Here is a 25,571-nt window from a genome sequence, read left to right as displayed (position 1 = left end):
GATGATCAAGATTTTCTCATGCGAAACAATAAATAAACGAAATAAGGAACGCCGATCACCGAGACGACGATGCCTGCGGCAAGCTCTGCAGGAGCAAAGATTGTTCGCCCGATGAGATCCCCGATCATGACGATCGCCATGCCGGCGAGGCCGCTGACCGGCAGCATATACCGATGCTTCAGCCCGACAAGCTGTCTGGCCAAGTGCGGAGCGATCAGGCCGACAAAGCCGATGCTGCCCGATACGGCGACGCTTGCGCTAACCAATCCGATGCTGCAGAGCAGAAGAACCCTCTTCTCGCGTTCCACCGATACGCCAACGCTTTTCACGCTCTCCTCACTGAGCTGGAACAGATCGAGCACATGGGCACGGCTCCAAATAATCACCGGCAGAACGAGCAGCCAGGGAATCATCGTCACCACGAACTTCCAGTTGGCGCTGTGAAGGCTTCCTGCCAGCCAGGCAACCGCCATTTCGTAGTCCTTGGGATTCATTTTGAGTGAAAAATACATCGTCACCGCCCCGAAACCGGAAGCTATTGCAATCCCGACCAGAATGAGCCGCTGCGGATCGAGCCTCCCACCTTCCCTTGCAAACATATAGATGGCTCCGGTAGCGGCCAAACCGCCCGCCACGCCGAACATCGGCATCATCATGACGCCGGCCCAGCCTGTTATCGTCAGCTGTCCCTGGAAAAGGAACATGAACAGCACAACCGCCATGCCTGCTCCGGCATTGATGCCGAGGATGCCCGGATCCGCAAGTCCGTTGCGGGTAACGCCTTGTATGACTCCCCCTGCTGTGCCGAGCGCGAAGCCGACCAGCGCGCCAAGGACGATTCGCGGCAGCCGGAATTCGAAGACGACGAGATCGAATTCGTGGCTTGAATCGATCCGCAGCAGCGTACGTACGACTTCCGCGACGGACATATCAAACGTTCCGCTCGTCAAGCTGAAATAAAAGGCGGCCAGCACCAGTACAATCCCTGCGCCGAACACGAGGCCGAACCGGCCGGTAGCATTACGCACGCTGTGCCCCTCCCCTCGTTTTGATCAAGTACAGGAAGAAGGGAACGCCGATGATGGACGTGATCACGCCGACCGGCGTCTCGAACGGGTAATTGACGAAGCGCGCCAGAATATCGCACAGAGCCAGAAACAACCCGCCAAGCACCCCGGAAACGGGAACGATCCAGCGATAATCCGAGCCGGACAAATATCTCGCAATATGGGGGATGATCAACCCGACAAAAGCCACTTTCCCCGCAAGCGCAACCGACACGCCGGTCAGAATGACAACCGCCAGCATCGCCAAGGCTTTAATGATCCATGGCCGCACGCCAAGTCCTTTAGCCGTATCGTCTCCGAGCGAAAGGAGGGTAACCGATTTGGAAAGCGTTAAGGCAAGCCCCAATCCGGCCACCGCGAAGGGGAGGCTCAGCTCGATCAGCTCCGGATCCATCGCATGCAGACGGGCATTGTACCAGAAGCTGACCGTCTGTGAGATTTGAAAATAAGCCGCGATCGCCTCCGCCGTACCGCTGAGAAACGTTCCGATGACGGTGCCGAGTATGGCGAGCTGAACCGGACGCATGCCGCCCGGTATAAGCCAAGCCAAGCCGAATACGACGGCGGCCCCGATCGCGGAGCCGACTAGCGAGCTGGCGATATACAGGCCGGAGGAGGCATTCGGCATCAGCACCATAAACAGCGTGACCGCGAACACCGAGCCGTCCGACACCCCCATAATCGAAGGGGACGCAAGATAGTTCCTCGTCATGCCCTGCATCAGCGCTCCCGAAACCGCAAGAAAAGCGCCGATCAGCATGGCCCCGATGACCCGGGGGAGCCGGGAGCTCCGAATGATCTGATGATCCACGCTGTTCGGATCGAAGGCAACGATGGCATCCCAGACGGTATTCATCGTAATATTTTTGGCCCCATACAGGATGGAAGCCCCCATCAGCAATAAGCATACTGCCGGGGCCATCACCAGGATGACAGCCGGCAGCGATTTCTTGAATCCCATGAACAACAATCCTTATCCGTTTGTGCCGTGATTTTTATTTCGCCAGATGCTCCACAGCCGCCTTCAGAAACTCGATCTTGCTGTACGCCGTTCCGCCCTGAGCAAGCGGATCCACGACGTTCACGAATGCCTTGCCGTTCTTGAAGGCGTTCAAATTGCTCATGATCGGATCGTTCTGCAGCTCCTCCAGCGCATTCGGTGTATCCTTGTTCTCGTCAGGAGAGAACTGGATAAATACATAATCCGGGTTCATCTCGGCGAACTTCTCTTTCGAGATCAGCTCCTGCGCCTCTACAGCCGCTACCTCAGCCGGTACCGCTATCCCCAATTCCTCATACAACACCGGATTGAAAAATACGCCAGCCGGATAAATGTACATCTCTCCCGCACGGATTCGGAGCGCGACGACCTTCTTGTCCTTCAGGCTATCGCCCAAACTCGCTTTGGCCGCCTCCAGATCCGCTTGATATTGGCTGATGGCCTGCTCGGCCTGTTCCTCTTTCCCGCTTAGCTCCCCAAGCAATCTCAGATTCGCTTCCCAGTTGGTCGACACATGGGAATACGGAATCGTCGGCGCGATTTTATTCAACTGCTCGACAACCTCCGGCTTGAATTTCGTCGAACCGAGGATCACGTCCGGTTTCAGGGACAAAATGGTCTCAAAGTTAGGCTCCGTTTTCTCTCCGATCGACTGCGCGTTTTTCGTTATCGATTGAAACATTGGGGGAAACTCGCCGGAGAACGAGATGGCTCCAACCGGATTCACATCCAGCACGATGGAATCCTCCATTGCCTCGACAGCACCTGTAATCACGATCCGCTCGGTATTTGCCGGAAGCGTGTACTCCTGATCCAAGTATTTGACAACCTTCGTTTCGGACGATGCCGGTGCCGTTTCTTCTTTCTCTTTGGTTCCGGCATCCGCATTCGCTGCTCCAGCTGGTTCCGAACCGCCGGTTGCCGCGATGCCTGCATCCTCCGATTTATTCGTTCCGCCGCCGCAAGCGGACAGCACCAGGGCTGCCGTAAGCAACAGCCCCAAGATCCATTTCGTTCTCTTCATCTCTCTCCTGCTTCCCCTTTCAAATCTCCATAGTTGATAATGATTATCATTATTGATTATGTTAAGGGATAGCGATTCATTTCGCCATGGACGAAATGCGGATTGCCCATGGATCATTTCCGGATACGGGCAGTTTCGGTAAAGAGCCTGCAGGCCTCCTCCGTCATTCGTTCCATCGCGACAGGAGAATACTCCCGCCATGGGAAAGAGGGCAGCTGGTGCACACGACCCTCCCTTACGGCAGGAATCATCAGCCACTCCGGCGACGCCTGCACCTGCTTCCAAAAAGCGAGTGTTTCCGAATCCTGACGAACAAGGAGAAGGATATGATCCGCTCCGCATTCCTTAATCGCCGTTACGCTCAAATCCTCAAGACCATGACGGTCAGCTTCAAGGAGGGATTCAAGCGCCGGCTGCAATTTCAGACGATCGTACAATAGTTCCTTCATACCGGGATGACTGTAAGCCGTAAGCTCGCGCTGATGGATGCGAAGCGTCAGGACCGTCTTCTCCTCATTCGGAAGATTCTCAATTGCGCTGCAGCAATTCGCCGTCTTCTCCTGATACGATTCGATCCAGCTGTCCGCTTCCGGCCTCCTGCCCAGCTTGTCCGCTAAAGCAAGCAGTTGAACGCGCCATCCCTCCCGGTCCCCCGGCATCACGTATATAGGCGCAATCTTCTCCAGCAGCTCCCGTTCCCAAAGCTCGACCTCTTGTGCGCATATAATCAGCTCCGGGCTTGCTGTGGCCAGCCTTTCCAGATTCGCGGATTTGTTGTGGTTCTGTCTGTAAGCGTCAAGATGCACGGGGATTTCAGAGCCAAGGGCATGATAATAGTAAGGGGACCACTTGGGGTGGACCGGCGCGGCATAAGGGACGAATTGGAGCGGCATCGCATATCCGAGGAGCGAGGTCGAGCCGTACAAGGCGATTTTGTTTTTTCGTTTTTTTCTGTATTCGGATGGAGAGAGGCCGAAGCTTTTCTTGAACTTGCGGCTAAAATAAAACTCATCCTTATATCCCACCTGATGCGCAACCTCCCGAAGCAAAGGCTCGGACCGCAATAGCAGTAGCTTCGCCTTATTCATGCGGATGCCCGATAGATAATCCATCGGGGTGTGGCCGTAGGTGTTCTTGAACACTTCGGCAAAATATTTCGGGCTAAAGCCCGCCAGATCTGCCAATTGATCCAGCGTCAGCTCTTCGTCATAATGCTCATGCATATAGTCTTTGGCCCGCTCCAGCGCCTGCCGCTTACCCTCGGATTGACCTGAAACAGATTCCGTAATCATCGTGTACAGCAGCTCCTGAAAGTCAAGCTGTGCCCGCCACTTCTTCATCCTGTCTCCGCTGTGAAAATATTCATAGAGCGAGCTGCAGGAGCTGTACAGCGATTCCGGCAGGCCGGCTTCGCAAAACTCTCCGCAAGGAATCAATACGGAGTCATCCGCCTCACGAAGGTGCCCGCTCCCCGGCAGCCCTTCATAGAAAGCAAAATAAAGAATGGCGATGACGGCATGCGCCTGCTTCTTCCTCTCTTCACGACCGGCCTTGGTCAGACAGAAGGTAGAACCTGCCCGGCAGATCTTAACGCTGCCTTTGCGCATATGCAGGCTCTGCTCCCCCGTATGGAGGAACGATTCCCCTCCCATCTGCAGAATAAGTGCCGATTGCATCGTAAGCTGGTAATCGAGCGGCAAATCCTGCTCCCGGAATATTTCAATATTCCACAACCAGGCCGTCAGGCCCCCAAATTCCTTAATTCCGTTCAGTACCTGGCTATTCCCGGCCACATCCATATGTAAAAAACCCCTATCATAAATGAGAATGGTTATCATTATCATATATTCACATAAGGATCCTTGTCCAGCGAATTTCGCTCAAAATATGTATGCCGATTTCAAACTATGCCGCCTTATCTTAATCACCGCCTTTAAGGCTTAATGCATGAGGGGGAGCTGGAAACGCTGGAAACGTGCTGCCCCATCCTATAGACACAAATAAAGCAGCTGCGTATCCAGTATGGATTCACAGCTGCCTCGGTTGTTAAACGTCGATTTGCAGGCTTATCTACGCGGTCCCGCATGCATGGAGCATTTGGCGGGGCTTTGGAATGGGCGCTAGCACCAAACCTAATGGCTGCTAAGCCTGCCTTTTCCGAACGATTCGGCGATAATGTTAATCACCGCGGCGCTGGCGTGCTCTTGCCTCGCCGCCTTTCCGCCCTGCTTCCTCACGGCTCATCTTGCCGTCATTGCCGTCGCTGTCATTTCGGGCTTGTCCACCCTTCTGCCCGATCTCCTGGTAGAACTCACGGTCATGGGAATCGGAGGTTGCTTCGCCGCCTTTGCGTCCGATCTCCTCATAGAACTCTCGTCCATGAGACTCCGCGGTGGCTTCGCCGCCCTTCTGGCCAATTTCTTGGTAGAACTCCTTGTCATGGGATTCGGCAGTGGCTTCGCCGCCCTTCTTCCCGATCTCCTGATAAAACTCCTTATCATGAGACTCCGCAGTGGCTTCGCCGCCTTTGCGTCCAATCTCTTGATAGAACTCTTTGTCATGATTATTTGCTGTAGCTTCCCCACCTAAACGTCCTGCTTCTTCACGGCTCATCTTACCATTATTGTTGTTAGCCATTCTGAATCACTCCTTATAGGTTTTTAGAAGTTGTACTCGTCTACGGTATGATATTAACCTCTTCTGCAAATATGAAACATTATCTCTTGCGTATATGTGTAATAAAAAGTCGGGTGCATCCTCCGCATAAAGTTCATAAATACGAAAGAAACCCTGCACTGTACCGTACAGGGTTTCTCATTTCCATTCATGTATGCGGTAGAGAGGACTCGAACCTCCACGGGTATACACCCACTACCCCCTCAAGATAGCGTGTCTGCCATTCCACCACTACCGCATAATATAAAGATGAAGCGAATCGATCACTTTATCGAAAAAACTGGTGAGCCATGAAGGACTCGAACCTTCGACACCCTGATTAAAAGTCAGGTGCTCTACCAACTGAGCTAATGGCTCTCGATGACAATCATGCAGCTGCCATAAAGACTTCCCAACCATCCGGATTATGATCCGTGATGCGATGATGAAAGTGGTGACCCGTAGGGGATTCGAACCCCTGTTACCTCCGTGAAAGGGAGGTGTCTTAACCCCTTGACCAACGGGCCACTTTAAGCACGTCGCCGTGACGACAAGATTGAGTATAGCATAAATTCAAAAAAGATGACAAGCCCTTTTTTTCATTTTTTTATATTTTTTTTGCAGACACCATAAAAGGCCATTAACCCAGCCATTTCACCTGGAGTTCATGCTCTTTCACCGTATCCCCGGATCGCTCTACGCGGTATGCTTTCGCGTCGGGCCTCGAGCTGACGACACCGTGCAGGCGCCCGTCGATGAAATGCAATGCGGCTCCATCGTCTGCGGCATAACCAGGCCGAACCTCTCCTTGAAGGATCAGTTCATGGTAAGCGGGCCTCCGCTTGCTCTCTCCGTCATAATGCGGGCAATGGCTCCCCGCGAGCAAACCAAGGCCGTTCAGTTTATACAGCGGGCCGTTTAGCGGATCGGTAACGCCTTCTTCAAACCAGCAGATCGACCCTGCGCTGAGTCCGGTTAAAACGGCTCCACGCTCATAGGCTTCCTGCAGGATTCGATCAAGGCCCCACTCTTTCCACAGCACCAGCATGTTTCGGGTATTGCCGCCTCCAACATAAAGGATGTCCTGCTCAAGCACATAGGTTCTCAGATCTGTGAAATTGGGCTGGAAAAAGGATAAGTGGCACGGCGTGCAGGGCAGCGAACGAAATGCAGTATAGAACCGCTCCACATAGTTGTCCGCATCTCCGCTCGCCGTCGGAATAAAGCATACCTTCGGTGACTCTTTCGAAGCTTGCGCCAGTACATACCGGTCAAGCAGCAGGTTGTCCGGCTCCATGGAGAACCCCCCGCCGCCCATGGCAATTATCTGTTTCATCTCTTCTCCCTCCAGATGTCTATTTCCCTGATACTGCGGAATGACCTGCCCAATTAGTTGGTTGTTCGCTATCCATACAATAAAGCTTCCGGTCCATATCATCCCTACGCAAGAAAGCCCCCGGTCACTGATGTGACGGGAGCTTCCCATGGTGTGTATCTGAACGGAGAGAGAGGGATTCGAACCCTCGCACCGCTTACGCAGTCTAACCCCTTAGCAGAGGGTCCCCTTATAGCCACTTGGGTATCTCTCCATGAAATGGCTCCCCGAACAGGACTCGAACCTGTGACAACTCGATTAACAGTCGAGTGCTCTACCAACTGAGCTATCGGGGAACGTCAAGTCGATTAGCTAGTAATAATTTATCATGACTTCTTGGGGGAGTCAAGCTGTAGAAGCGTCAAACGTCCGCTGCAGCGACCGCACCGGTAACGCGCCGGGTTCATTTTGCGCTTACGCAAATATTCGGTTCCGCATGCCCCGCATCGCAGCTTGTATCGATAAGGCTCCGGCTTCCTGCCCGCCGGCTTTGCCGCCGGCAGCGACTTGCAAAACCGGCTGCCTCCCACCGCCTGCAGCAGCTGTTTAAAGTCGGGATCCCGGTGACGGTAGCCCCTCCCCGCCAGGTGAAGATGGTAATGGCACAGCTCGTGCTTAATGATCTTCTCCACCTCTTCCGGTCCATTCGCGGCCAGCTGGTGAGGGTTGATTTCGATGTGATGGCTTTTCAGAAAATACCGGCCTCCGGTGGAGGATAAACGGCGGTTAAACGTTGCTTTATGCCTAAAGGGTACCCCGAAGCTCTTCAACGAGACGCTTTCAACCCAGGCCTGCAGTTCCTCGTTGCTCATTTCCTTCATGGTTCCTGCCTGTTCCTTTCCTAGGCTTGTAAATGCTACTTGAATTTTAACTTCCCTCTGGGCTACACTGTCAAGTAGAAAGTCATGGAGGGAGAACCTGCGAACATGCCAACGATGCGTTACGTAATCCTACAGCGGCAGCATGAGCTGGAATTTGTGGAAATGCCCAGCGACTATGCGTATCAGCTCAGCGCGCTGAACCTGCGCCTGAATAAAGAGATCGACAAACTGACCGCTCCCGGCAAGCCGCGGCTGCCGATTGCCATAGCCGAGTGTGACAGCCTGGATTTGCTTCAGGAATCCATGAGCATCCGGAACGGACTGGAGTACATAAATGAACTTGAGCAATCCTTTGCTTCCCTGAATGAGAGCGAATATCCGCTCATTGCGTTGCTGACCGAAATCCGTGCACTTCAAGCTCAGCTTGAGCAGTGGTATGAGGAAGAAGGGCAATAAATCCATGTAGACCTGCACGCTTTGGGCCTTTTCCCCATATGCTATCCATACAGATGGAATTAGCAAGAGGAGGAGATACCCTTGCCGCAATGGCTCTGCAATCAATTGACGCGCGCCTTCCGCAAAAAGGACAGACGTCAGATCAAGCTGCTGAACGAATGCTGGTTCTTTTACCGGAACTCCCCGGGCGAGAAATCGAATGTCAGATAAGACGCGCCGCTCATGATCAATAGCCAAGGTATGTATGAACGACAAGCCGGACATCTTTCGTCCGGCTTGTTTTTGCATGCATGGATAATAGCTGTCCTCGTCGCTTCTTGAACAGCGGCTACGAGAAATGGCGCTTGGCCGGCCACGAGCCCTGCATCTTCCGCAGCATAATCAACTGTCCGATATGGTAGGCGTCATGGGTAATTAAGCTAACAAACCGCTGCGGCGATTCCTCAAGCTCCTCCTCCGGCAGCTGCTCGATCTTCTGCCTTAACGCTGCATGAACGTCCTTCAGCTGCTCTTGAGCAAACTGCCATGCTTCCTCGCTCCGCTCTTGAACGATGAAGGTCTCATCATTATCCGCCGCCTCATGGCGCAGCGTTGTCCCTTCAAGCCGGGCAAGCAGCCGCTGTTTGTAATACAGCAGATGCAGCACGTTCTCCCAAATGGAGTTGACCGGGCTCCCTTCAGGCTTCCACAACGCTTGCTCCGCTGTCACATCCTTTAATGCATCGAGCGCAGGCGGGTACCAATCCTCCTGATCCATCACATAATCCCAATTCTGAAGCAGCACGTCCCGTAAACTCATCCTCATCGCCCTCCCCATGATATTAGCGATCAAAGCATGTAACTATCAAATGATGTTTAGACCGTTACAACCAACTTATCATACCTTCACTCTATTTTCAAGTAACTGGCAAATCTCATGTTTGATTGTTACAATAGGAAGCAGCCAAGAAAGGATGTATCACCATGCTATGGGATGATTTTTTGAATAGCGAGTGGCGCGACTGGCGGGGCAGCGGCCGCTCTGAGGATCGGCTGGAACGTAAGGATTGGGTAGAGGAGCTGATCCGCAATCACCGCCTCCGCGTGTCCGCGTTGCCGACCGCTCAAGAGATGGATAAGCTTCGATCGTTCCGCTCCTTTCTTCTGGGTGTTGTACGGTCCATCGCTACTGGAGAAGCCCTGCACGAGAGCCAGGTCAAGGAGCTAAACCGCTGGATGGAAGGCGGTCCGCTCGTCCGGCGGCTTCATGCCGGCATGGATGGGCCGATGGCGATCGGCTACAGGCCGCTCGAATCCGGATGGCAAGGCGCCATCGCCGAAATTGCAGGCTCCTTCGCCGTTACGCTGGCGGAAGGCGAAGCCTCCCGGATTCGGATCTGCACCAACCCGGACTGCCTGTGGGTCTATTACGACGATACCCGCAACCGCTCCAAGCGCTATTGTGACGAGAAGGCGTGCGGCAATCTGATGAAGGTTCGGCGTTTCCGCGCAAAAAAGAAACAGAACGACTCGAGCGACAAGCAGGACGAGCCGAAGTAACTCGAAGCATAAGCTTAACCGGGACGCCGAGGGCACCCAGAACGGCACGAAGCACAAGCTTATCCGGAATACCAAGGCCGCCCAGAACAGCTCGAAGCACAAAGCTTATCTGGAATACCGAGGTCACCAGAGCGACTTGAAGACAAGCTTATCCAGAGTACCGAGGCCACCCGGAATGACTCGAAGACAAGCTTATCCGATGCACCGAGGCCATCCTTGCCGATTAATACTTATGCTGCGTAGGCACAAGCCAATGCTCTTTGGCCTAGAATTCGCTGGATTATACTAGTTGTCCGCATTTCCCCAAAGGCTTCCTATTTGGACTAATAAACCGGAAGGCTGACCGCCGGAGAACAACACATTACGATTTCGCCCGATTTCGATTAGGCCTTGCCTTGAATCTACGCACCCCAAAAAAAGAGGCGTATCCCCATAACAGGAGATACGCCTCTTGCCTCGACGTCAGTTCCATTTCCGCCGTATTAATTACTGATCCTTCGGCTTTCGCATCGTCAGTCCGACGCGGCCTTTCTTCAAATCCACATTCAGCACCCAGACCGTCACGTTGTCACCGACCGAAACGACATCCATCGGATGCTTGACATATCCATCGCTAAGCTGGGAAATATGAACGAGGCCGTCGCTCTTGATGCCGATATCGACAAAAGCGCCGAAATCGATCACGTTGCGAACCGTGCCTTGAAGCTCCATTCCCGGCACCAGGTCCTCGATCTTCAGAACATCGTGCCGGAAGATCGGCTGCGGCAGCTCCTCCCGCGGATCCCGTCCCGGACGCTGCAAGCTGTCCAGGATATCACGAAGGGTCGGCACCCCGACATCCAGCTTCACCGCGAGCTGTTCGGGCTGCTGGGCATCCAGCAGCTCGGCCAGCTCCTTGCTGCCGAGCTTGTCCAGCCCTACCTGGAGCTCCTGGAACAGCCGGTCCACCACCGGATACGATTCCGGATGGATCGGCGTCCGGTCCAGAATGTTCTCGCCGTCAGAAATTCGCATGAAGCCCACGCATTGCTCGAACGTCTTGGCTCCAAGGCGAGGCACCTTCTGCAGCTGCTTGCGGCTCACGAATTTCCCGTTCTCCTCGCGGTATTTCACGATATTCTTCGCAATCGTGGCATTGATGCCCGATACATAAGAGAGCAGCGAAGGGGAGGCCGTATTCACGTCCACGCCGACATGGTTAACCGCCGACTCGACGACCGCCTTCAAGCTTTCCTCCAGATGCTTCTGCGTCACGTCATGCTGATACTGCCCGACGCCGATCGATTTCGGATCGATCTTCACCAGCTCGGCCAGCGGGTCCTGAACCCGTCTTGCAATCGAAGCCGCGCTGCGTTCCGCCACATCCAGATCCGGGAATTCCTCCTGCGCCAGCTTGGAGGCGGAATAGACGCTGGCTCCGGCCTCGTTCACGATCAGGTAAGCAAGCTCAGGATCTCCGATGTCTGCGATCACGTCTTCGGCGACGAACTGCTCCGTCTCGCGTGAAGCTGTGCCGTTGCCGATGACGATGAGCTTAATGCCATACTTGGCAATCAGCTCCTTGAATTTCGCGGCAGCCTCCCGCTTCTTGTTGTTCGGCGGCGTCGGATACGTAACCGCCACCTCCAGCAGCTTACCGGTCTCGTCAACGACGGCCAGCTTGCAGCCCGTCCGGTAGGCCGGATCCACACCCAGCACGCAGCGCCCCTTCACCGGCGGTTGCAGCAGCAGGCTGCGCAGGTTGCCGGCGAAGATCGAGATAGCCTGGTTCTCCCCCTTCTCGGTGAGCTCCCCGCGCACCTCGCGCTCGATCGACGGCGCGATCAGGCGCTTGTAGGAATCCTCAATGACGGCCGTTAAGATATCGGTGACAACAGATGTGCCCTTCAGCACCTGCTTGCCGATATAAGCATGAATGGACTCATATGGAACCTCGAGCCCGACCTTCAGTATATTCTCACGCTCTCCCCGATTAATGGCCAGAATCCGATGCGGCGGCATTTTCTTCGCCAATTCCCGGTAGCTGTAATAATTCTCGTACACCGATTCCGCTTCCGCATCCTTGGCTTCCGAGGTCAGAATGCCGTGGTCCAAGCTGAAGCGCCGTACCCAGGCGCGAATCTTGGCATCGTCCGCAATGTTTTCGGCCAAAATATCCATGGCGCCTTGAAGCGCCTCCTCCGGAGAAGCCACTCCTTTTTCCTCGTTGACATATTTTGCAGCCTCGGCCAGGGCATCGCCCTGCTTCGGCTGGGACCAGATCCATTCCGATAACGGCTCAAGGCCTTTCTCCTTCGCCACGCTGGCCCGGGTCTTGCGCTTTTGCTTATAAGGGCGATACAGATCTTCTACTTCCTGAAGCTTGACGGCGGCTGTAATCGATGCCTTCAGCTCTTCGGTCAGCTTGCCCTGCTCCTCAATAATGCGAATAACTTCCCGCTTTCGGACCTCGAGATTGCGCAAATAGCCTGTCCGTTCCTCGATGCTGCGCAATTGGTTCTCATCCAGCTCGCCTGTCATTTCCTTACGGTATCGCGCAATAAACGGTATCGTATTGCCTTCATCCAGAAGCTCTACGGTCGTACGCACCTGTTTCTCGGACAATTGCAGCTCCCTGGAGATCTGCTTAATGATCCGTTTCAGCTCTTCTTTTCGAATTTGTTCCTCATTCGCTTCCATTACGGCTTCCAAATCAGACAATGATATCCCTCTTTCTATCTTCAACGTAACTTGTACAGCTATTATCCCAAATCTCCGCTGGCATTTCCACCTTACGTCCGTAAAGCAGGCAGCTTTAAGCTTCGTTTCATGTCTTTTTCATCTGTTTTTAAGATTCGCTTTATATTCTATAAATACCTTAACGATCAATTAGCATTTGAGGCAGCTTTAGCGGACAGATCTTCGATCGCTGCCAAGGCTAAGGGTATACCCCGTGCTCATGAAGCGTCGTCCGGGTCATGCTTGAAATAATCCAGAGGGCGGCAGGACTCCCCCGCCATATACCGGACTCGCCCAACTTCAACCACATGTAGGAGGACATCACGATGAAGATCAACGAAGCATGGACATGGTCCTTAATATGCCTGTTGTTTATTGCAGCCGCTGTTACCACCGCCTATTTTCTCATACCGGCGCCCGGGGCATAATCTTTAAGCCTTGCCCTGCCAAAAGCCATGAGCTATAACCTCTAAGCCTCACCCAGCCAAAAGCCATGAGCTGTATGTCTTTTGCTCCTGCTAAGGCCTCTGGCCCACAGCCGACTTCGCACTCCACCTCTTGGCTTAGCTCTGTCGCCGGGCGGGCCCTAAACAAGCACACGTCAAGAATACGATACATATGCTGTACCCGGTTACTCAACGCGCCGCAAAAAACCTCAAGGACACTCTCCTTGAGGTTTTTTGCACATACCTATATGATCTAAACGCATATATACTTGTTCGGTTCGCTAGAAATCGATCAAGCCCAGACTGATCTGCAAGGAATCATCCACCTTGCTCATCATTTCGTCGTCAAGATGGGTGATTTTATCGGTTAGCCGTTGCTTGTCAATCGTACGAATCTGCTCTAGCAAGATAACGGAATCCCGGTCAAATCCATGCGACGCCGCGTCGATTTCGACATGGGTCGGCAGCTTGGCTTTTTGAATTTGTGCCGTAATGGCTGCAACAATTACCGTCGGACTAAACCGGTTGCCGATATCGTTCTGAATGACAAGGACCGGCCTTACGCCTCCCTGCTCCGAACCGACAACGGGTGATAAATCCGCAAAAAATACGTCGCCCCGTTTAACGATCACTGTCTACACCCCGCTTACTAAGCGGTCTAGAGTGTTGTCTGCATCTTCCTCCGCGTGAAACGCCTCAGAAGCCATGGTTAGGTTAATCTTGGCCATTTCCATATAACCCCGTTGCATGGATTCGCGAATATATCGCTTCTTCCGTTCATTCAGGTACAACTTCATGGCTTGCCTAATAAGCTCACTGCGGTTGGAATTCTCCAGCTGCGCGATCCCGTCCACTTCCTGCAAAAGATGATCCGGTAAACTGATCATGATTCGTTTGGTGTTCTGCATATTGGCCACCTTCTATTACACCCCCACAACCTTCTCGCCCTGTGCACCAGTATTACATTATTCAAGGAAATTTATACAAAAGAATATATATGCCGAAGGTATATCATGTATGCTGCATATCATTATAAACTACAATCGACACATTCGTACAGACTTTAGCGACATATTCATCATTCGCCAAAGACCGTCCAGATTCCTCCTGCTGTCTTCCTTGATTTAAAATACACATGCGGCGTCTTTTATTCAAGGGGTGGTCCAAAGCGGGTTCAGCGTCTTTACGGGTATATCATCCCGTATATACCGGCGCGGCACCCGATGGGCAATCATGCAGACGACTTCATAGTGGATCGTTCCCAGCTTGGCAGCCAGCTCATCTGCCGTAATGCACTCGCCAGACTGCTGGCCGATGAGTACAACCTCTTCACCAGCTTGAATTTGTGCCGACTCTTCGGCAAATGGTTTGAGCGATACCATGCATTGGTCCATACAGATATTTCCGACAACAGGGACGCGGCGGCCGCGTATCAGCACCTCTGCCTTGCCGCTCAGCATCCGGGAAAAGCCGTCTGCGTAGCCGATCGGAAGCGTACCGATCGTCTCCGTTTGCTCGGTGACATATTTCGAACCATAGCTGATTCCGGAATGCGGAGGGAGATTTTTGACAAAGACCAGCCTGGTCTTTAACGTCATGACAGGGTGAAGGCTCACCGCTCTTCGATTCACTTCCTCCGAGGGATACAGTCCATACAAGCTGATGCCGACACGCACCATATTGTAGGACAGCTCGGGTGTATCGATGGCGGCGGCGCTATTACCCGTATGTATGATCGGGATATGTCTGCCTCTATCCCGCAGCGTGTCCGCTACGCCCTTGAAACGGCGGTACTGTTCCAATGTATAGTCTTTGTTGTTTTCATCTGCTCTTGCAAAATGGGTAAACATTCCTTCGACAATGACCTGCGGCAGCGAGAACGCCTCTTCGATAAACGCAAGGGCATGCTCGCCGGGAAGCAGGCCCAGACGACCCATCCCGCTGTCGATCTTGATGTGTACCTTCAGCGGCTTATCCGGCTCCGCAGGCAGCGCTTGGATCGCTTGGAGCACTTCCGTGCTGAACAGGGTGATCGTTACGTCATGCCGGCGCGCAACCTCCACGCCTTCCGGCGGTGTATAGCCGAGCACGAGGATCGGCAGCGTGATCCCGGCTTGACGCAGCTCGAGCGCCTCATCGAGAAACGCAACGCTCAAGTAGTCCGCACCCAGCTGCTGAAGCTCGCGCGCCACCTCCACGGCCCCGTGTCCGTACGCATTCGCCTTCACGCATGCAAGCAGCAGCATGTCTGTAGGCAGCGCTTCACGAAAGGCGTTGTAGTTGGCACGCAGATGATCCAAGTTGATGTCCGCCAGGGTAGGTCGATATATCGCTTGCAATTCCAGTCACCTTCTTACCATTTTGAAAAAGCTGTAGGCTAATAATAGATTAATGGTAATGTTCCCGAAGGCAACTGTCAATTGACACCTCCTGCCCATTTTTCGTCCATGGCTGGTACCATGAAACGCATAGCATGGAGATCCCTTGGTAAATCAGCAGCAAAACATATCGCAGCCTGCCTCAAAGGTCCTTTATTTGGAAAAAGAGGCGAATGGCCTCATTGTCGGAATGTTCCTTCCGCCAAGCTTGGTATCCGCCTTCATCGTATTATTTACCCGATTGTCCCTGCATGGAAGCAGCGATTTTCTTCATCTCCTCGACGGGGAGATTGGCGCTCGTCAGTCTATATTCGACCCCATCCGTGCTCCAAGTCAGCGTTCGCTGCTGGTCGCCGGTCAGCAGTCCAACCGTCGTAAAGTCAATGTACACCGCTTCGCCCGGCACAAGCGATACGACACGGTCCTTCGGTCTGGATTCCATAATCGTGTACTGGTATACCCCGTCATATTTCAGAATCACCGCATGGTCTTCGCTATTCGGCACTTCCATCGTATCCTTTTCCGTTACACCGGCAGGCACATATTCCGGATAGACGATGCCGAAGGACCCCATGTCTTTGCCCGTGGCCGTCTCCGTCAATCCTTCAGGTGCATTCGCATTGCCGTTCTCGGTACCGGAAGCGATCGGGAGCCCGTTCTCATCCACTTCGGCCAGCATGCCTTGGGTTTCGCCCATCGCGGAGAGGTTCCGGCTCGTGTCAAAGGATTCCTTCGTCAAGTTCGTATCGAACGTGAAGTTATTGAATTTCACTTCAACGACTACGTTCGCTTCCGAATCGGAAACTTGAACCTGCTTCGGCGAATAATTGTCCTTCGCAAGCCAGATCTTCTGCCGGATCAGCGAATGACTGTGATAATTCGCCGCGACGTCAAATACATAGCTGTCCTTATCCTCGGCAAACTGGCGGGTGTTATCGTTCAGGATGCTGCTGAGCAGCGTCTGATACAGATATACCTGCCCTTGGTTATCCGGCCAATCGCTCTTGAAGCGGAAGCTTTTGTTCAAGCTTGGCGTCAGAATAAATACGCCGTCATCGTTGCGGAGCACGATTTGCTTAATGTCCTTCTCCCCGTTGGCCAAGCTGATCCGATAATAAGATGGAGACTGGTACCATACCTCAACTTGATACTCCTGCGGCGTCGTACCGGTATGTATGGTCATGACGCCCGCTCCCTGGTAAGCGCCCTTTGCACTTTCCAGCTTATCTGCCACCTTGTTCAGATCCTTCACAACGCTGTCCGCATTTTTCTTCCCGCATCCCGCCAGTATCGTTGCCATGCATAATACGACAGCGAGCAGCACCCATGAAATCCGGCGCATGTCATCATCCCCTTCAATACATGTTTTGACTTGATTGATACATGTCTATGAGGGACTTGTTCACATTATGCAGACTAGCCTGACAAGCATGAATGCGCGCCTTTTGCTTTTTCGTGAATCCAATCCGTAAATTGCGGATGCTCCGGTATATGCGTAAAAGAGGCAATATGCATGAGCCCGACACATTGCCTCCTCCGAGAATCGGTCTGGAAGACCGGAAATACAGTTTCATCATGCTTCCGTTGATACAATACCGGCCGGGGATTTCTTTGCTGCCGGCGCGAAGCTGCTCTCATCCATATCATTCGGAGCCGGCAGACCCCGCGTTACCGGATCGAAGATCCAGTACAGACCGACAAGCAGCACGACCAGACCGGAGCCGGCAATGATCGAGGAGCTGGCAAGAATCATGCCTAAGCTTCCGCCGATCAGGCTGCCGAGCGGCATTGCAATCCCGCTTAATCCGTTGGCAGCCGCAAAGACCGTCCCCATATTTTTCTCAGGAATCGACTTCTGGATGACCGTATTGATGATGACGTTCGTAATGCCGCCAGGAAACCAGGCCAGGCCGTAAATCAGAACCACCATCCAAGTCCAAGGCGTCAGTACGCTCAAGCACCAAAGGGCTCCCGCCACACAGAAAGCCATCGCGTAAATCATCCCGAGGCGGTATTTCTCCAGCTTCAAATACGGAGCCGCCAGCGCCCCCAGCAGGCTTCCGCATGCTTGCGCCATAAGAAGAATGCCGTAGACGCCGGGGCCGCCGAGACTGTCGGCAAAGGCCGGCATGACCGTAAAGGTTGCGCCTCCGACGGCGTTGATGGCAATGACGCCGAACAGAATCCGCGCCAGCGGTGTCCCTATGAAGAATCGCATTCCTGCTTTCATATCCTCGATGTATAAACGGAAGGCGTTTTTCCGTTTGATTGGCGATGAACCGTCCTTAGGATTTTCTTTATCTCCATTCGTTTGTGCGTTGTTAGATGAAGTTAAACTTGATGCCTTGATGCGAAGCTGGGCAAACAGAAGCGCCCCGATGAAAAAACCGACCGAATTCCACACGTACAGCGATACGGCGCCTAGCAGAATGATGAGCCCGCCCGAAACGGCGTTGCACGCAACGTCAATGCCTTGGTAAGCCAGAGTAAACAATGAATTGCCCTGCGTCAGCTGCTTCTTGTCAATGATTCTTGGCAGTGCCGACATTTGAGCCGGATACACCCACATATTGAGCGTCGACATGATTGGCGTAATGGTCAGCACCAGCCCCACCGTCAGAAAATCGAAATAATAGGCAGCAGGCACGATGAGCAGCAATCCGGCCTGGATGAGCTGCGTGTAAACCAGGATTCCGCGCAGTGGAAAGCGGTCGATGAGCGGTCCTGAGAAAATCTGGATGACCCGGGGCAGAATGGATAGAAACCCGGCCAGACCCGTGTAGAGCGTCGAGCCTCCCAAATCGTAAACGAGCCACATGGCGGCAACAGCGTATAAGCTGTCGCCGATATTCGTCAAGATGCGGCCGATAAAGAGGAGCAGGAAGTTGCGGTTCTTAAAAATTTCCATCGTTTTAACACTCCATTTCAGTTCGTTTTTTGGGGAGGCTCGGAAGCAAGCTCCTTATTTCTTAGACGCCTCTTCGGTAGAGACTAAATTGACGCCGATCGCATACTCCTTGGAATCGTCTTTGGCGGCGATGGTTTTCTTGACCCATTTTTCTAGCAGCGATCTAAAATCCTTCGCCAGCTCTTCCCGCTCCTCTTCCGTCAGCTGCAGCCGCAACTGGATCTTCGTGCTGGAAACCGCATTGTAATCATCGGCCAGCGCCGGATCCAGCGATTGCGGGCCTGTCGTGTTAAACCATTTGGCCTTGGATTTGTAGTATTTCTCAACAATCCCCCCAACCGTACGGGTCTCTACCAGATCGATCAGGCCTCCATCGTACAGCTTCTGGATATGGTAGTGGATGCTTCCCGGGGATTCGCCCAGCTCATCGGCTACTTGCTTGGCGGTTTTCGGCGTATCGGTCAAGCTCCCGATGATCTTGACTCGCTGTGAGCTCCCGAGCAGCTTCGCCTGTTCCACCGTAATGTCGAACATGCCCTGTTGATTTTGATTCGAATCCATATGAATCACTCCGTTCCAATAATTATTATTCATTCCAATTACATAATTCGATCTGTTTTAGTCGTTTGTTCTAATCTTTCTATTCATTCTAATTTTTTAGATCGTCTTGGATTAATAATAAACCACCTATTACCAATTGTAAATAGGCGGTTTAAAAATAATTTTCTTGGATTACTTTTTACAAGAGCTTGACCATATGACGGTACACATGTCCGTTAATCATGATTTCTTTATCGGTGGCGTAGCCCCTTCTTTCATATAGAGCATAGGCCCGGTCATTCCCGTGTACGACAGCGAGCGCGATTTTACGATATTGCAGCTCCCTTGCCCGCTCCTCCATATAGCTGATTAATGCAGAACCTATGCCTTGCCCGCCGAATGCCGGGGATACGGACAATGTATCGATATAATACTCGTCGACATCGGCTTCCTTATCCAGCGTCAATGTATCGTCATGCTTGAGACGGCGCAAACGCTCGATGATCGGGCGGTCCAGTTCCGGCGCTTGGTCACCTCCGTAGGCCACGATAATTCCGGCTGCTTTGCCTTCGATCTCTTTTACAGCCGCCTGCTTATGGCTAAGCCTGCCCTCATGCTCCCGGAAAAACTGCTCCAGAACACGGACAGCCCCTTCCTTGCTTTCTTCCCCTGTCAACTGGTGCGCAATGTCGTGCAGGGCGTCGTATAGCAGTTTTGATGCAGCTGCTGCATCCTCCGGTCTTGCCGATCTAATCGTCATGATGTTATAACCTCCGATTTTGTTCCAATAATTCTATATCTCCCAACCTTCTACCTCATAATACAGCTCCTGATCGGAAGACGCCACAAACGACCGCCGCGTGATTCCCGAATCCGGCTTCAGCCGCTCATGTCGGCCGAACCCATGCGATACCTTGAACGTAAAAGTAAGACCGTGAGGGATCATCGCGCTCCCCTTGTAGAGCCCGTCTCCCGCCGGCTTGACCTCAATCCCCGCATACAGCGAAGGATAGGTCGGCGTTGATGCCGGGACCTTTACCGTGACCGTTACGTTAACCCGTTCCGGCAAAGCGTCGACAATGGTGATTTCCTTGTCCGCCGTACAGTTCCCATATTGGACGATCACCCGCGTCGTTCCGGGCGATTTGGCGATCAGCGTGCCGTCGGGCTTGACTTCAAGGAGCTGTGGGTCAAGAACCGTATATGTCGCTCGCATGACGGTCTGCATGAAACCGCTCGTATACGTCACCACCGGATTGATCCGCTTGTCGGGACCCTTCACCCCCACGATCTCGCCCCCGCAAATCTCGAGAGCTTCAGGCTTCCCGATTCGTCCGAAGAAGTACAGCAGCGGGGCGTGGGCTCTTGCCGCCCAATCGCTCTGGCTATGACCAGCACCCGGATGCAGGTACAGCATAAGGTCTTCTCCGGGCACAAACCCGTCGGCGACCAGCCGTTCGGCTTCTTCTCTGGCGTACTTCTCCATGAACGTCCCTTCGGCTCCGCCCATATCCAGCCACACCCGAAGCTTCGGATGCGTTCCGTATCTGTGGTAAAACGGAATTTCGCGAAGCTCGCCCTTTTCATCGAAATCGGCCTTAACGAAGTAAGGCGACATTACCGCAATGTGACCGAACACATCCGGACGTCTAAAGCCGATATTGTAGGTGACGATTCCGCCTGCAGAGGAGCCCATCATCGCCGTATGCTCGGGACCGGTCAGCGTTCTGAAGGTTCTGTTGATGTACGGCATCACTTCATCAATGACAAACGCCTCATACCGATCGCCATCAAAAGGCGGTTTGAATGCAAGGTGCATGTTCGGATGCTCGTGAAAATACTCGTTCAGCCTCTGATCCGGCACGGTCGCGATGCCAACGATCAAGATCCCGTCCATCGGTCCTTCGGCGACAAGCCGGTCTGCGGTAACATGCATGTCCCAGGATTCCCCCGACGCATCCGCGGAGAAGACGTGCTGTCCGTCATGCATATAGAGTACGGCGTAACGACGCTCCGTATTCTCGTGATAGTCGGGTGGAAGATAGACGAACAAGCTGCGGGTGTTGCCCAAGATTTCGGATGCAAAATGCGGAATTTCCACCAATCTTTGATCATGCCAGGATTTCGAATGTACCATATGTAACCCCTCCCTCAATGTTCTTGGGGAACAAGGGTGAAGCTTTGACGCGCGATGCCGGATCTATGATGCCGGCTCCCTCCCCGTCCCTGACCCAACAAAAAAAGGCACAACCCGGTGAACAGGTTGTACCTTGTTAGGTAAGCATTGCCTTACTCGTATTATAAAAGAGGTTGTTCAAAAAGTCATCTTTTGATCACGAAGGGAGTCAAGAAGTAACTCGGCATCGAATCTTGAATTCAGCCGGGCCTAAGCTTATGCTTTCGAAGTATGTTTCCTACGGAAACATTTCAGGTGCTCACGTACCCAAAACAGCAGATGCTTTCGCCAAGATGTTTTCTGTAAAACGTGTAGCTCCGCTCCTCAGTCCCTACCTTCATCCAACCTAAAGCGTTTTGAAAAAAACGCACTTCGGAAGCATGCGCCTCGGTGCTGAAAATCCGACTTTTTGAACTCGCACTATAAGGAATTTCAGCTGCTTACAAGATCAGGAACCGCCCTCCGGCGGCTCTTTCGGAACATATTTAAAAATATCTCCGTCAACAAAGGCGTCGATCAACCGCTCCAGCCACCGGTAATAAGCCACGGCTTCACGCATCTTGGTCCGATCGGCCTCAAGCACAGCCACCATAACCGGATCATCCTCATATTCTTTGAGGAGCTTCTCGGTTTCTTGCAATGCCTTGCGGAGGACCAGGATGTTACTCTCCACCGATTTCCTCCACTTAATGTCGAAAAAGTCCACAAAAGTCTGATACCAATCATATTCCACTTCATAGAGGTCTTTGCGGGAGCCCTTCTCCCACACCTTGTTGACCATCTTATTATCGAGCAAGGTTCGCACGCCGGTGCTCATGCTGGTCTTGCTCATCTTCATTTCCTGTCCCATCTCATCCAGGTTCATCGGTTTATCGGCAAAATACAACAGACCATACAAATGACCTGTTGAGAGCGGTATGCCGTACAAGTCCATATTTCGTCCAATATTTTCAATGACACGCTTACGAATCTTTTGCACAGCAGCCTGCCGTTCCTCATCCAACTGGTACAAGCTCATGCTTGCAGCCTCCTCTTTCTGTAACCATCCAAGAAGTCATGCCATACAACAAAACTGATTGGACTCGAGTTGTAGTGTGAACGATCTGGAGCGAATCTAAACAAACCCAATCCACACACATTCTCTCGTCTATTGTAGGGAAAGCTATTTTAAAAGTAAAGAACAGCGATGACTAAGCATAAGGGAGCATACGAAAGGATTTGGGAGGATAACTTTGTACAGTTTTTACTGTACGTACTTTACGTACGGATATAACGTTTGATACTTTACGTATCGATTGTTACAATGATGCACATGGGTTTACGAGACGGCAGTGACGGATCGGGGTTGCATTAAGGTTAATACGAACGCGTCTCTACACATTAAAAGGAGGAGTCACTCTTGGCTATTCTGCAAGTGAAGAATGTCAGCAAGTTGTTCGGCCCTGGTGCCGAGCAAGGGCTTCAGCTGCTGGAGCAAGGCTGGTCCAAAGCGCGAATTGCAAAAGAGAAAAATATAACGGTTGGCGTGAACCGTGTCAGCTTTGATATTCAGGAAGGCGAAATCTTCGTCATCATGGGTCTGTCCGGCAGCGGCAAGTCCACACTAGTACGTTTGCTAAATCGGTTGATTGAACCGACTTCAGGAGAAATTCTGATCCATGGCAAGGACCTGAGAAAAATGAATAAGGAACAGCTGCGCGAGGTACGCCGCAAGACGATCAGCATGGTGTTCCAGAAGTTCGCATTGTTCCCGCACCGTACGGTGCTCGACAATGTTGAGTACGGCCTGGAAATTCAGAAGGTCAATAAATCCAAACGGCGCGAAGCCGCCATGAAGGCGCTGGAGCTTGTAGGGCTCAAGGGCTGGGAGGACAAAATGCCGGATGAGCTCAGCGGCGGCATGCAGCAGCGTGTCGGGCTGGCCCGGGCGCTTGCCAACGATCCCGAAATTCTGCTCATGGATGAGGCGTTCAGCGCGCTCGACCCGCTGATCCGCCGGGATATGCAGGATGAGCTCATCGAGCTTCAGGACAAAATGAAAAAAACGATCGTGTTCATTACCCACGACCTGGATGAGGCGCTCCGCATCGGAGACCGCATCGCCCTGATGAAAGACGGCGCGGTCGTGCAGATCGGAACGCCTGAGGAAATTCTGACACAGCCGGCCAACGATTACGTTGAGCGGTTCGTGGAGGACGTCGATCTGTCGAAGGTACTGACGGCGTCGCATGTTATGCGCCGGCCCGAAGCGATTACGCTGGACCGCGGTCCGCGTGTTGCGCTGGAGCTGATGCGCGAGCGCGGCATCTCGAACCTGTTCGTGATTGACCGCGCCAAGAAGCTGCTCGGGGTCATCACCGCCGAGGAAGCTTCCGATGCGATGAAGAACCATCGCAAGCTGGAGGATATTTTGATAACGGACGGTCCTAGAGTCGGCCCGGACACCCTGCTCAACGAGCTGTTCGAAATTACGAGCATGTCCAAAGTGCCGCTTGCCGTTGTGGATGACAATGGCCGCCTGATGGGCGTTATCGTCCGCGGGGCCGTGCTTGGCGCGTTGGCCGGGGAATCCAAGAATGAGGGGGTGACGCAAGATGCCTAAGATTCCTCTCGCAAGCTGGATCGATTCCTTGGTGGAGTGGATGGGAGATACGTTCTCGGGCTTTTTCAATGCGATCTCCTTCATTATTGAAGGAATTGTCGAGTTTTTTACAGATGTGTTCATGCTGCCCCATCCGTATCTGTTCATCGTCATCTTGGCCGTCCTCGCGTATTTGCTTGGCCGCTTGCCGCTGACGCTGTTCACGGTCATCGGGTTTCTCATTATCGAGAACCTCGGGTATTGGCCGCAAACGATGAGCACGCTCAGCCTGGTCATCACGGCAGGCTTGATCTCCATCGTGCTCGGGGTGCCGCTCGGCATTTGGGCAGCCTACAGCAAAACCGCATCCAGGATCATCATTCCGATTCTGGACTTCATGCAGACCATGCCCGCTTTCGTTTATCTGCTGCCTGCGGTTACGTTCTTTAGCCTCGGGGTCGTTCCGGGCGTTATCGCTTCCGTCATCTTTGCGATTCCGCCAACGATTCGTCTGACGCGGCTGGGGATTATGCAGGTATCCGGCGAGCTCACCGAAGCTGCGGATGCATTCGGTTCGACTTCCGGACAGAAGCTGTTCAAGGTCCAGCTTCCGCTGGCTATGCCGACCTTAATGGCCGGGATTAACCAGACGATCATGCTGTGCTTGTCGATGGTTGTTATCGCTTCGATGATCGGTGCCCAAGGCATCGGCGCCGAGGTCTACCGTGCAGTAACCCAGCTGCAGATCGGTAAAGGGTTTGAGGCGGGTCTGGCTGTCGTCATCCTGGCGATTGTCCTGGACCGCTTTACACAAAATATATTTAAAACGAAAAAGAGGGGTGCTTAACTTGAAGAACAAGAAATGGTGGTTGATGCTTAGCTTGGCGGCTGTCCTCCTTCTGTCCGCATGCGGACAGGGCGGCAATGGCGGCACGAACGGAGCCCAGGGCGGCGAAGGCGCAAACGGCGGAGCCGCCGGCTCGATCGGCGAGCAGGTAAACCATGAAATCATCGGTATTGATCCAGGCGCAGGTATTATGAAAGCCACGGCTGCCGCGATTGAGGAGTACGGCTTGACGGATTGGAAGCTGATCGAAGGCTCCGGTGCAGCAATGACAGCTACGCTTGATAAGGCGATCAAGAAGAAAGAACCGATCATCATTACCGGCTGGACGCCGCACTGGATGTTCTCCAAGTATGATCTGAAGTATCTTGAGGATCCGAAGAAGGTTTATGGTGAAGCCGAAGAAATTCACACGGTTGTTCGTAAAGGCCTGAAAGAGGATCAGCCGGAGGCTTATCAGTTCCTGAGCAACTTCAAATGGACCTCGGACGATATGGGTCAAATCATGACCGCCATCCAGGAAGGACAGAATCCGGAAGCTGCCGCTAAGGAATGGATGGAAGCCAACAGCGAAAAAGTGAACGAATGGACGCAAGGCGTTCAGCCCGTTGACGGCAAAAGCTTTAAATTCAGCTATGTTGCTTGGGACTCCGAAATCGCCAGCACCAATCTGCTGAAGGTCATTATGGAAGAGAAGCTCGGCTTTAAGGTCGAAGCGCTTCAAGTCGAAGCCGGCCCAATGTGGACCGGGGTCGCCAACGGCGACGTTGACGCTACGGTTGCCGCATGGCTCCCGCTGACGCATGCCGACTACTGGGATAAGTTCAAGGATCAGGTCGAAGACCTTGGCGCTAACATGGAAGGCGTTAAAACCGGCCTCGTCGTTCCATCGTATGTCGACGTGAACTCGATTGAAGATCTGAAGAAGTAAAGATTGAACCTACACGAAAGCCACCCTTTGCGGGTGGCTTTTTTGGGCTATAGGGGGATGTATGGGCAGGACGGGGAGTCCGGGGGCAAGTCCGTTTTGGGGATTTGTTGGC

Annotated in this window: 23 protein-coding genes, 5 tRNA genes and 1 pseudogene; 6 read left to right on the top strand and 23 right to left on the bottom strand. The window is 53.0% G+C overall.

The window, feature by feature from the left end; genetic code table 11:
• Window positions 1-5: 5 nt before the first annotated feature.
• The 12 genes from NST44_RS10945 to NST44_RS10890 all read right to left on the bottom strand — a co-directional run bounded on the left by NST44_RS10945 (window position 6) and on the right by NST44_RS10890 (window position 7,933).
• Window positions 6-1,028, bottom strand: a complete 1,023-nt coding sequence (locus NST44_RS10945; protein WP_213613809.1) for a FecCD family ABC transporter permease — start codon at window positions 1,026-1,028, stop codon at window positions 6-8.
• On the bottom strand, window positions 1,021-2,028 hold the full coding sequence (locus NST44_RS10940) for a FecCD family ABC transporter permease (RefSeq protein ID WP_213613811.1): 1,008 nt from the start codon (window positions 2,026-2,028) through the stop codon (window positions 1,021-1,023). The genes NST44_RS10945 and NST44_RS10940 overlap by 8 nt, the downstream gene beginning before the upstream one ends.
• 34 nt (window positions 2,029-2,062) lie before the next feature.
• Window positions 2,063-3,091 (bottom strand): ABC transporter substrate-binding protein, encoded by a 1,029-nt coding sequence (locus NST44_RS10935; RefSeq protein WP_210094476.1) that lies wholly within the window; start codon window positions 3,089-3,091, stop codon window positions 2,063-2,065.
• Between the two features lie 113 nt (window positions 3,092-3,204).
• Window positions 3,205-4,890, bottom strand: coding sequence for an AraC family transcriptional regulator (locus NST44_RS10930; protein ID WP_213613812.1), 1,686 nt, complete (start codon window positions 4,888-4,890; stop codon window positions 3,205-3,207).
• 379 nt (window positions 4,891-5,269) lie between these two features.
• Window positions 5,270-5,728, bottom strand: coding sequence for a KGG domain-containing protein (locus NST44_RS10925; protein WP_210094478.1), 459 nt, complete (start codon window positions 5,726-5,728; stop codon window positions 5,270-5,272).
• Window positions 5,729-5,922: 194 nt separating this feature from the next.
• Window positions 5,923-6,005: transfer RNA gene (locus NST44_RS10920), tRNA-Leu, on the bottom strand.
• 43 nt (window positions 6,006-6,048) lie between these two features.
• Window positions 6,049-6,124 (bottom strand) — tRNA-Lys (locus NST44_RS10915).
• Between the two features lie 74 nt (window positions 6,125-6,198).
• A tRNA-Glu gene (locus tag NST44_RS10910) sits at window positions 6,199-6,273 on the bottom strand.
• Between the two features lie 113 nt (window positions 6,274-6,386).
• Window positions 6,387-7,082 carry a Type 1 glutamine amidotransferase-like domain-containing protein gene (locus NST44_RS10905; RefSeq protein ID WP_210094479.1) on the bottom strand — a complete coding sequence of 232 codons (696 nt, stop codon included), beginning with the start codon at window positions 7,080-7,082 and terminating at the stop codon, window positions 6,387-6,389.
• Between the two features lie 164 nt (window positions 7,083-7,246).
• Window positions 7,247-7,335 (bottom strand) — tRNA-Ser (locus NST44_RS10900).
• A gap of 6 nt (window positions 7,336-7,341) precedes the next feature.
• Window positions 7,342-7,417 (bottom strand) — tRNA-Asn (locus NST44_RS10895).
• A gap of 30 nt (window positions 7,418-7,447) precedes the next feature.
• Complete coding sequence (locus NST44_RS10890) at window positions 7,448-7,933, bottom strand: SprT family protein (RefSeq protein ID WP_007132386.1); 486 nt, start codon at window positions 7,931-7,933, stop codon at window positions 7,448-7,450.
• 114 nt (window positions 7,934-8,047) lie between these two features.
• Here NST44_RS10890 and NST44_RS10885 point away from each other — a divergent pair, with 114 nt between their 5' ends.
• Together NST44_RS10885 and cmpA are read left to right on the top strand one after the other, a co-directional pair.
• A complete protein-coding gene (locus tag NST44_RS10885) occupies window positions 8,048-8,398 on the top strand; it encodes a hydrolase/acyltransferase (RefSeq protein ID WP_077567965.1) in 351 nt (116 codons plus the stop codon).
• A gap of 81 nt (window positions 8,399-8,479) precedes the next feature.
• Window positions 8,480-8,608, top strand: coding sequence for a cortex morphogenetic protein CmpA (cmpA, locus tag NST44_RS10880; RefSeq protein WP_007132384.1), 129 nt, complete (start codon window positions 8,480-8,482; stop codon window positions 8,606-8,608).
• Between the two features lie 118 nt (window positions 8,609-8,726).
• Here cmpA and NST44_RS10875 read toward each other — a convergent pair whose 3' ends face one another.
• On the bottom strand, window positions 8,727-9,197 hold the full coding sequence (locus NST44_RS10875) for a DinB family protein (RefSeq protein WP_210094480.1): 471 nt from the start codon (window positions 9,195-9,197) through the stop codon (window positions 8,727-8,729).
• A gap of 164 nt (window positions 9,198-9,361) precedes the next feature.
• On the opposite strand from NST44_RS10875, the gene NST44_RS10870 reads away from it, so the two are divergent.
• Window positions 9,362-9,937, top strand: coding sequence for a CGNR zinc finger domain-containing protein (locus tag NST44_RS10870; RefSeq protein ID WP_210094481.1), 576 nt, complete (start codon window positions 9,362-9,364; stop codon window positions 9,935-9,937).
• A 486-nt stretch (window positions 9,938-10,423) separates the two neighbouring features.
• Here the strand turns inward: NST44_RS10870 and NST44_RS10865 are convergent, their stop codons facing one another.
• From NST44_RS10865 to NST44_RS10820, 10 genes are all read right to left on the bottom strand, one after another.
• Window positions 10,424-12,616, bottom strand: a complete 2,193-nt coding sequence (locus NST44_RS10865; protein ID WP_210094586.1) for a Tex family protein — start codon at window positions 12,614-12,616, stop codon at window positions 10,424-10,426.
• 766 nt (window positions 12,617-13,382) lie between these two features.
• Complete coding sequence (locus NST44_RS10860) at window positions 13,383-13,733, bottom strand: type II toxin-antitoxin system PemK/MazF family toxin (protein WP_006212388.1); 351 nt, start codon at window positions 13,731-13,733, stop codon at window positions 13,383-13,385.
• A 3-nt stretch (window positions 13,734-13,736) separates the two neighbouring features.
• A complete protein-coding gene (locus NST44_RS10855) occupies window positions 13,737-14,018 on the bottom strand; it encodes a CopG family ribbon-helix-helix protein (RefSeq protein WP_028406492.1) in 282 nt (93 codons plus the stop codon).
• Window positions 14,019-14,252: 234 nt separating this feature from the next.
• Complete coding sequence (gene alr / locus NST44_RS10850) at window positions 14,253-15,440, bottom strand: alanine racemase (protein WP_213613813.1); 1,188 nt, start codon at window positions 15,438-15,440, stop codon at window positions 14,253-14,255.
• Between the two features lie 268 nt (window positions 15,441-15,708).
• On the bottom strand, window positions 15,709-16,821 hold the full coding sequence (locus tag NST44_RS10845) for an outer membrane lipoprotein-sorting protein (protein WP_007132379.1): 1,113 nt from the start codon (window positions 16,819-16,821) through the stop codon (window positions 15,709-15,711).
• Between the two features lie 231 nt (window positions 16,822-17,052).
• Entirely contained in the window at window positions 17,053-18,387 is a 1,335-nt protein-coding gene (locus tag NST44_RS10840; protein ID WP_007132378.1) for an MFS transporter, read from the bottom strand.
• A 54-nt stretch (window positions 18,388-18,441) separates the two neighbouring features.
• Window positions 18,442-18,948 carry a winged helix-turn-helix domain-containing protein gene (locus tag NST44_RS10835; RefSeq protein ID WP_007132377.1) on the bottom strand — a complete coding sequence of 169 codons (507 nt, stop codon included), beginning with the start codon at window positions 18,946-18,948 and terminating at the stop codon, window positions 18,442-18,444.
• Window positions 18,949-19,126: 178 nt separating this feature from the next.
• Window positions 19,127-19,687, bottom strand: a complete 561-nt coding sequence (locus tag NST44_RS10830) for a GNAT family N-acetyltransferase (RefSeq protein WP_210094484.1) — start codon at window positions 19,685-19,687, stop codon at window positions 19,127-19,129.
• 33 nt (window positions 19,688-19,720) lie between these two features.
• On the bottom strand, window positions 19,721-21,064 hold the full coding sequence (locus NST44_RS10825; RefSeq protein WP_210094485.1) for an alpha/beta hydrolase: 1,344 nt from the start codon (window positions 21,062-21,064) through the stop codon (window positions 19,721-19,723).
• 487 nt (window positions 21,065-21,551) lie between these two features.
• Window positions 21,552-22,121, bottom strand: a complete 570-nt coding sequence (locus NST44_RS10820) for a GbsR/MarR family transcriptional regulator (RefSeq protein WP_007132374.1) — start codon at window positions 22,119-22,121, stop codon at window positions 21,552-21,554.
• Window positions 22,122-22,502: 381 nt separating this feature from the next.
• Here NST44_RS10820 and NST44_RS10815 point away from each other — a divergent pair, with 381 nt between their 5' ends.
• The 3 genes and pseudogenes from NST44_RS10815 (at window position 22,503) to NST44_RS10805 (ending at window position 25,459) form a co-directional block, all read left to right on the top strand.
• The gene (locus NST44_RS10815; protein ID WP_007132373.1) at window positions 22,503-23,705 is read left to right on the top strand and encodes a quaternary amine ABC transporter ATP-binding protein; all 1,203 of its coding nucleotides are present in this window, start codon (window positions 22,503-22,505) and stop codon (window positions 23,703-23,705) included.
• Window positions 23,698-24,520: pseudogene (locus tag NST44_RS10810) on the top strand (ABC transporter permease); the annotation flags it as partial. The gene NST44_RS10815 and the pseudogene NST44_RS10810, both read left to right, overlap by 8 nt.
• A gap of 12 nt (window positions 24,521-24,532) precedes the next feature.
• On the top strand, window positions 24,533-25,459 hold the full coding sequence (locus tag NST44_RS10805) for a glycine betaine ABC transporter substrate-binding protein (RefSeq protein ID WP_007132371.1): 927 nt from the start codon (window positions 24,533-24,535) through the stop codon (window positions 25,457-25,459).
• The last annotated feature ends 112 nt before the right edge of the window (window positions 25,460-25,571 follow it).

Source organism: Paenibacillus sp. FSL W8-0919, from assembly GCF_038003785.1.
In the GTDB taxonomy this organism is placed as follows: Bacteria; Bacillota; Bacilli; order Paenibacillales; family Paenibacillaceae; genus Paenibacillus_AQ; species Paenibacillus_AQ lactis.
Note: the sequence above shows the minus strand (reverse complement) of the source record. Positions and strands in the feature narration are given on the sequence as shown.

Coding starts and splice junctions, on each gene's coding strand:
- NST44_RS10940 (WP_213613811.1), bottom strand. CDS start 2,028: ATGGGATTCAAGAAATCGCTGCCGGCTGTCATCCTGGTGATGGCCCCG.
- NST44_RS10935 (WP_210094476.1), bottom strand. CDS start 3,091: ATGAAGAGAACGAAATGGATCTTGGGGCTGTTGCTTACGGCAGCCCTG.
- NST44_RS10930 (WP_213613812.1), bottom strand. CDS start 4,890: ATGGATGTGGCCGGGAATAGCCAGGTACTGAACGGAATTAAGGAATTT.
- NST44_RS10925 (WP_210094478.1), bottom strand. CDS start 5,728: ATGGCTAACAACAATAATGGTAAGATGAGCCGTGAAGAAGCAGGACGT.
- NST44_RS10905 (WP_210094479.1), bottom strand. CDS start 7,082: ATGAAACAGATAATTGCCATGGGCGGCGGGGGGTTCTCCATGGAGCCG.
- NST44_RS10890 (WP_007132386.1), bottom strand. CDS start 7,933: ATGAGCAACGAGGAACTGCAGGCCTGGGTTGAAAGCGTCTCGTTGAAG.
- NST44_RS10885 (WP_077567965.1), top strand. CDS start 8,048: ATGCCAACGATGCGTTACGTAATCCTACAGCGGCAGCATGAGCTGGAA.
- NST44_RS10875 (WP_210094480.1), bottom strand. CDS start 9,197: ATGAGTTTACGGGACGTGCTGCTTCAGAATTGGGATTATGTGATGGAT.
- NST44_RS10870 (WP_210094481.1), top strand. CDS start 9,362: ATGCTATGGGATGATTTTTTGAATAGCGAGTGGCGCGACTGGCGGGGC.
- NST44_RS10865 (WP_210094586.1), bottom strand. CDS start 12,616: ATGGAAGCGAATGAGGAACAAATTCGAAAAGAAGAGCTGAAACGGATC.
- NST44_RS10845 (WP_007132379.1), bottom strand. CDS start 16,821: ATGCGCCGGATTTCATGGGTGCTGCTCGCTGTCGTATTATGCATGGCA.
- NST44_RS10840 (WP_007132378.1), bottom strand. CDS start 18,387: ATGGAAATTTTTAAGAACCGCAACTTCCTGCTCCTCTTTATCGGCCGC.
- NST44_RS10835 (WP_007132377.1), bottom strand. CDS start 18,948: ATGGATTCGAATCAAAATCAACAGGGCATGTTCGACATTACGGTGGAA.
- NST44_RS10830 (WP_210094484.1), bottom strand. CDS start 19,687: ATGACGATTAGATCGGCAAGACCGGAGGATGCAGCAGCTGCATCAAAA.
- NST44_RS10825 (WP_210094485.1), bottom strand. CDS start 21,064: ATGGTACATTCGAAATCCTGGCATGATCAAAGATTGGTGGAAATTCCG.
- NST44_RS10820 (WP_007132374.1), bottom strand. CDS start 22,121: ATGAGCTTGTACCAGTTGGATGAGGAACGGCAGGCTGCTGTGCAAAAG.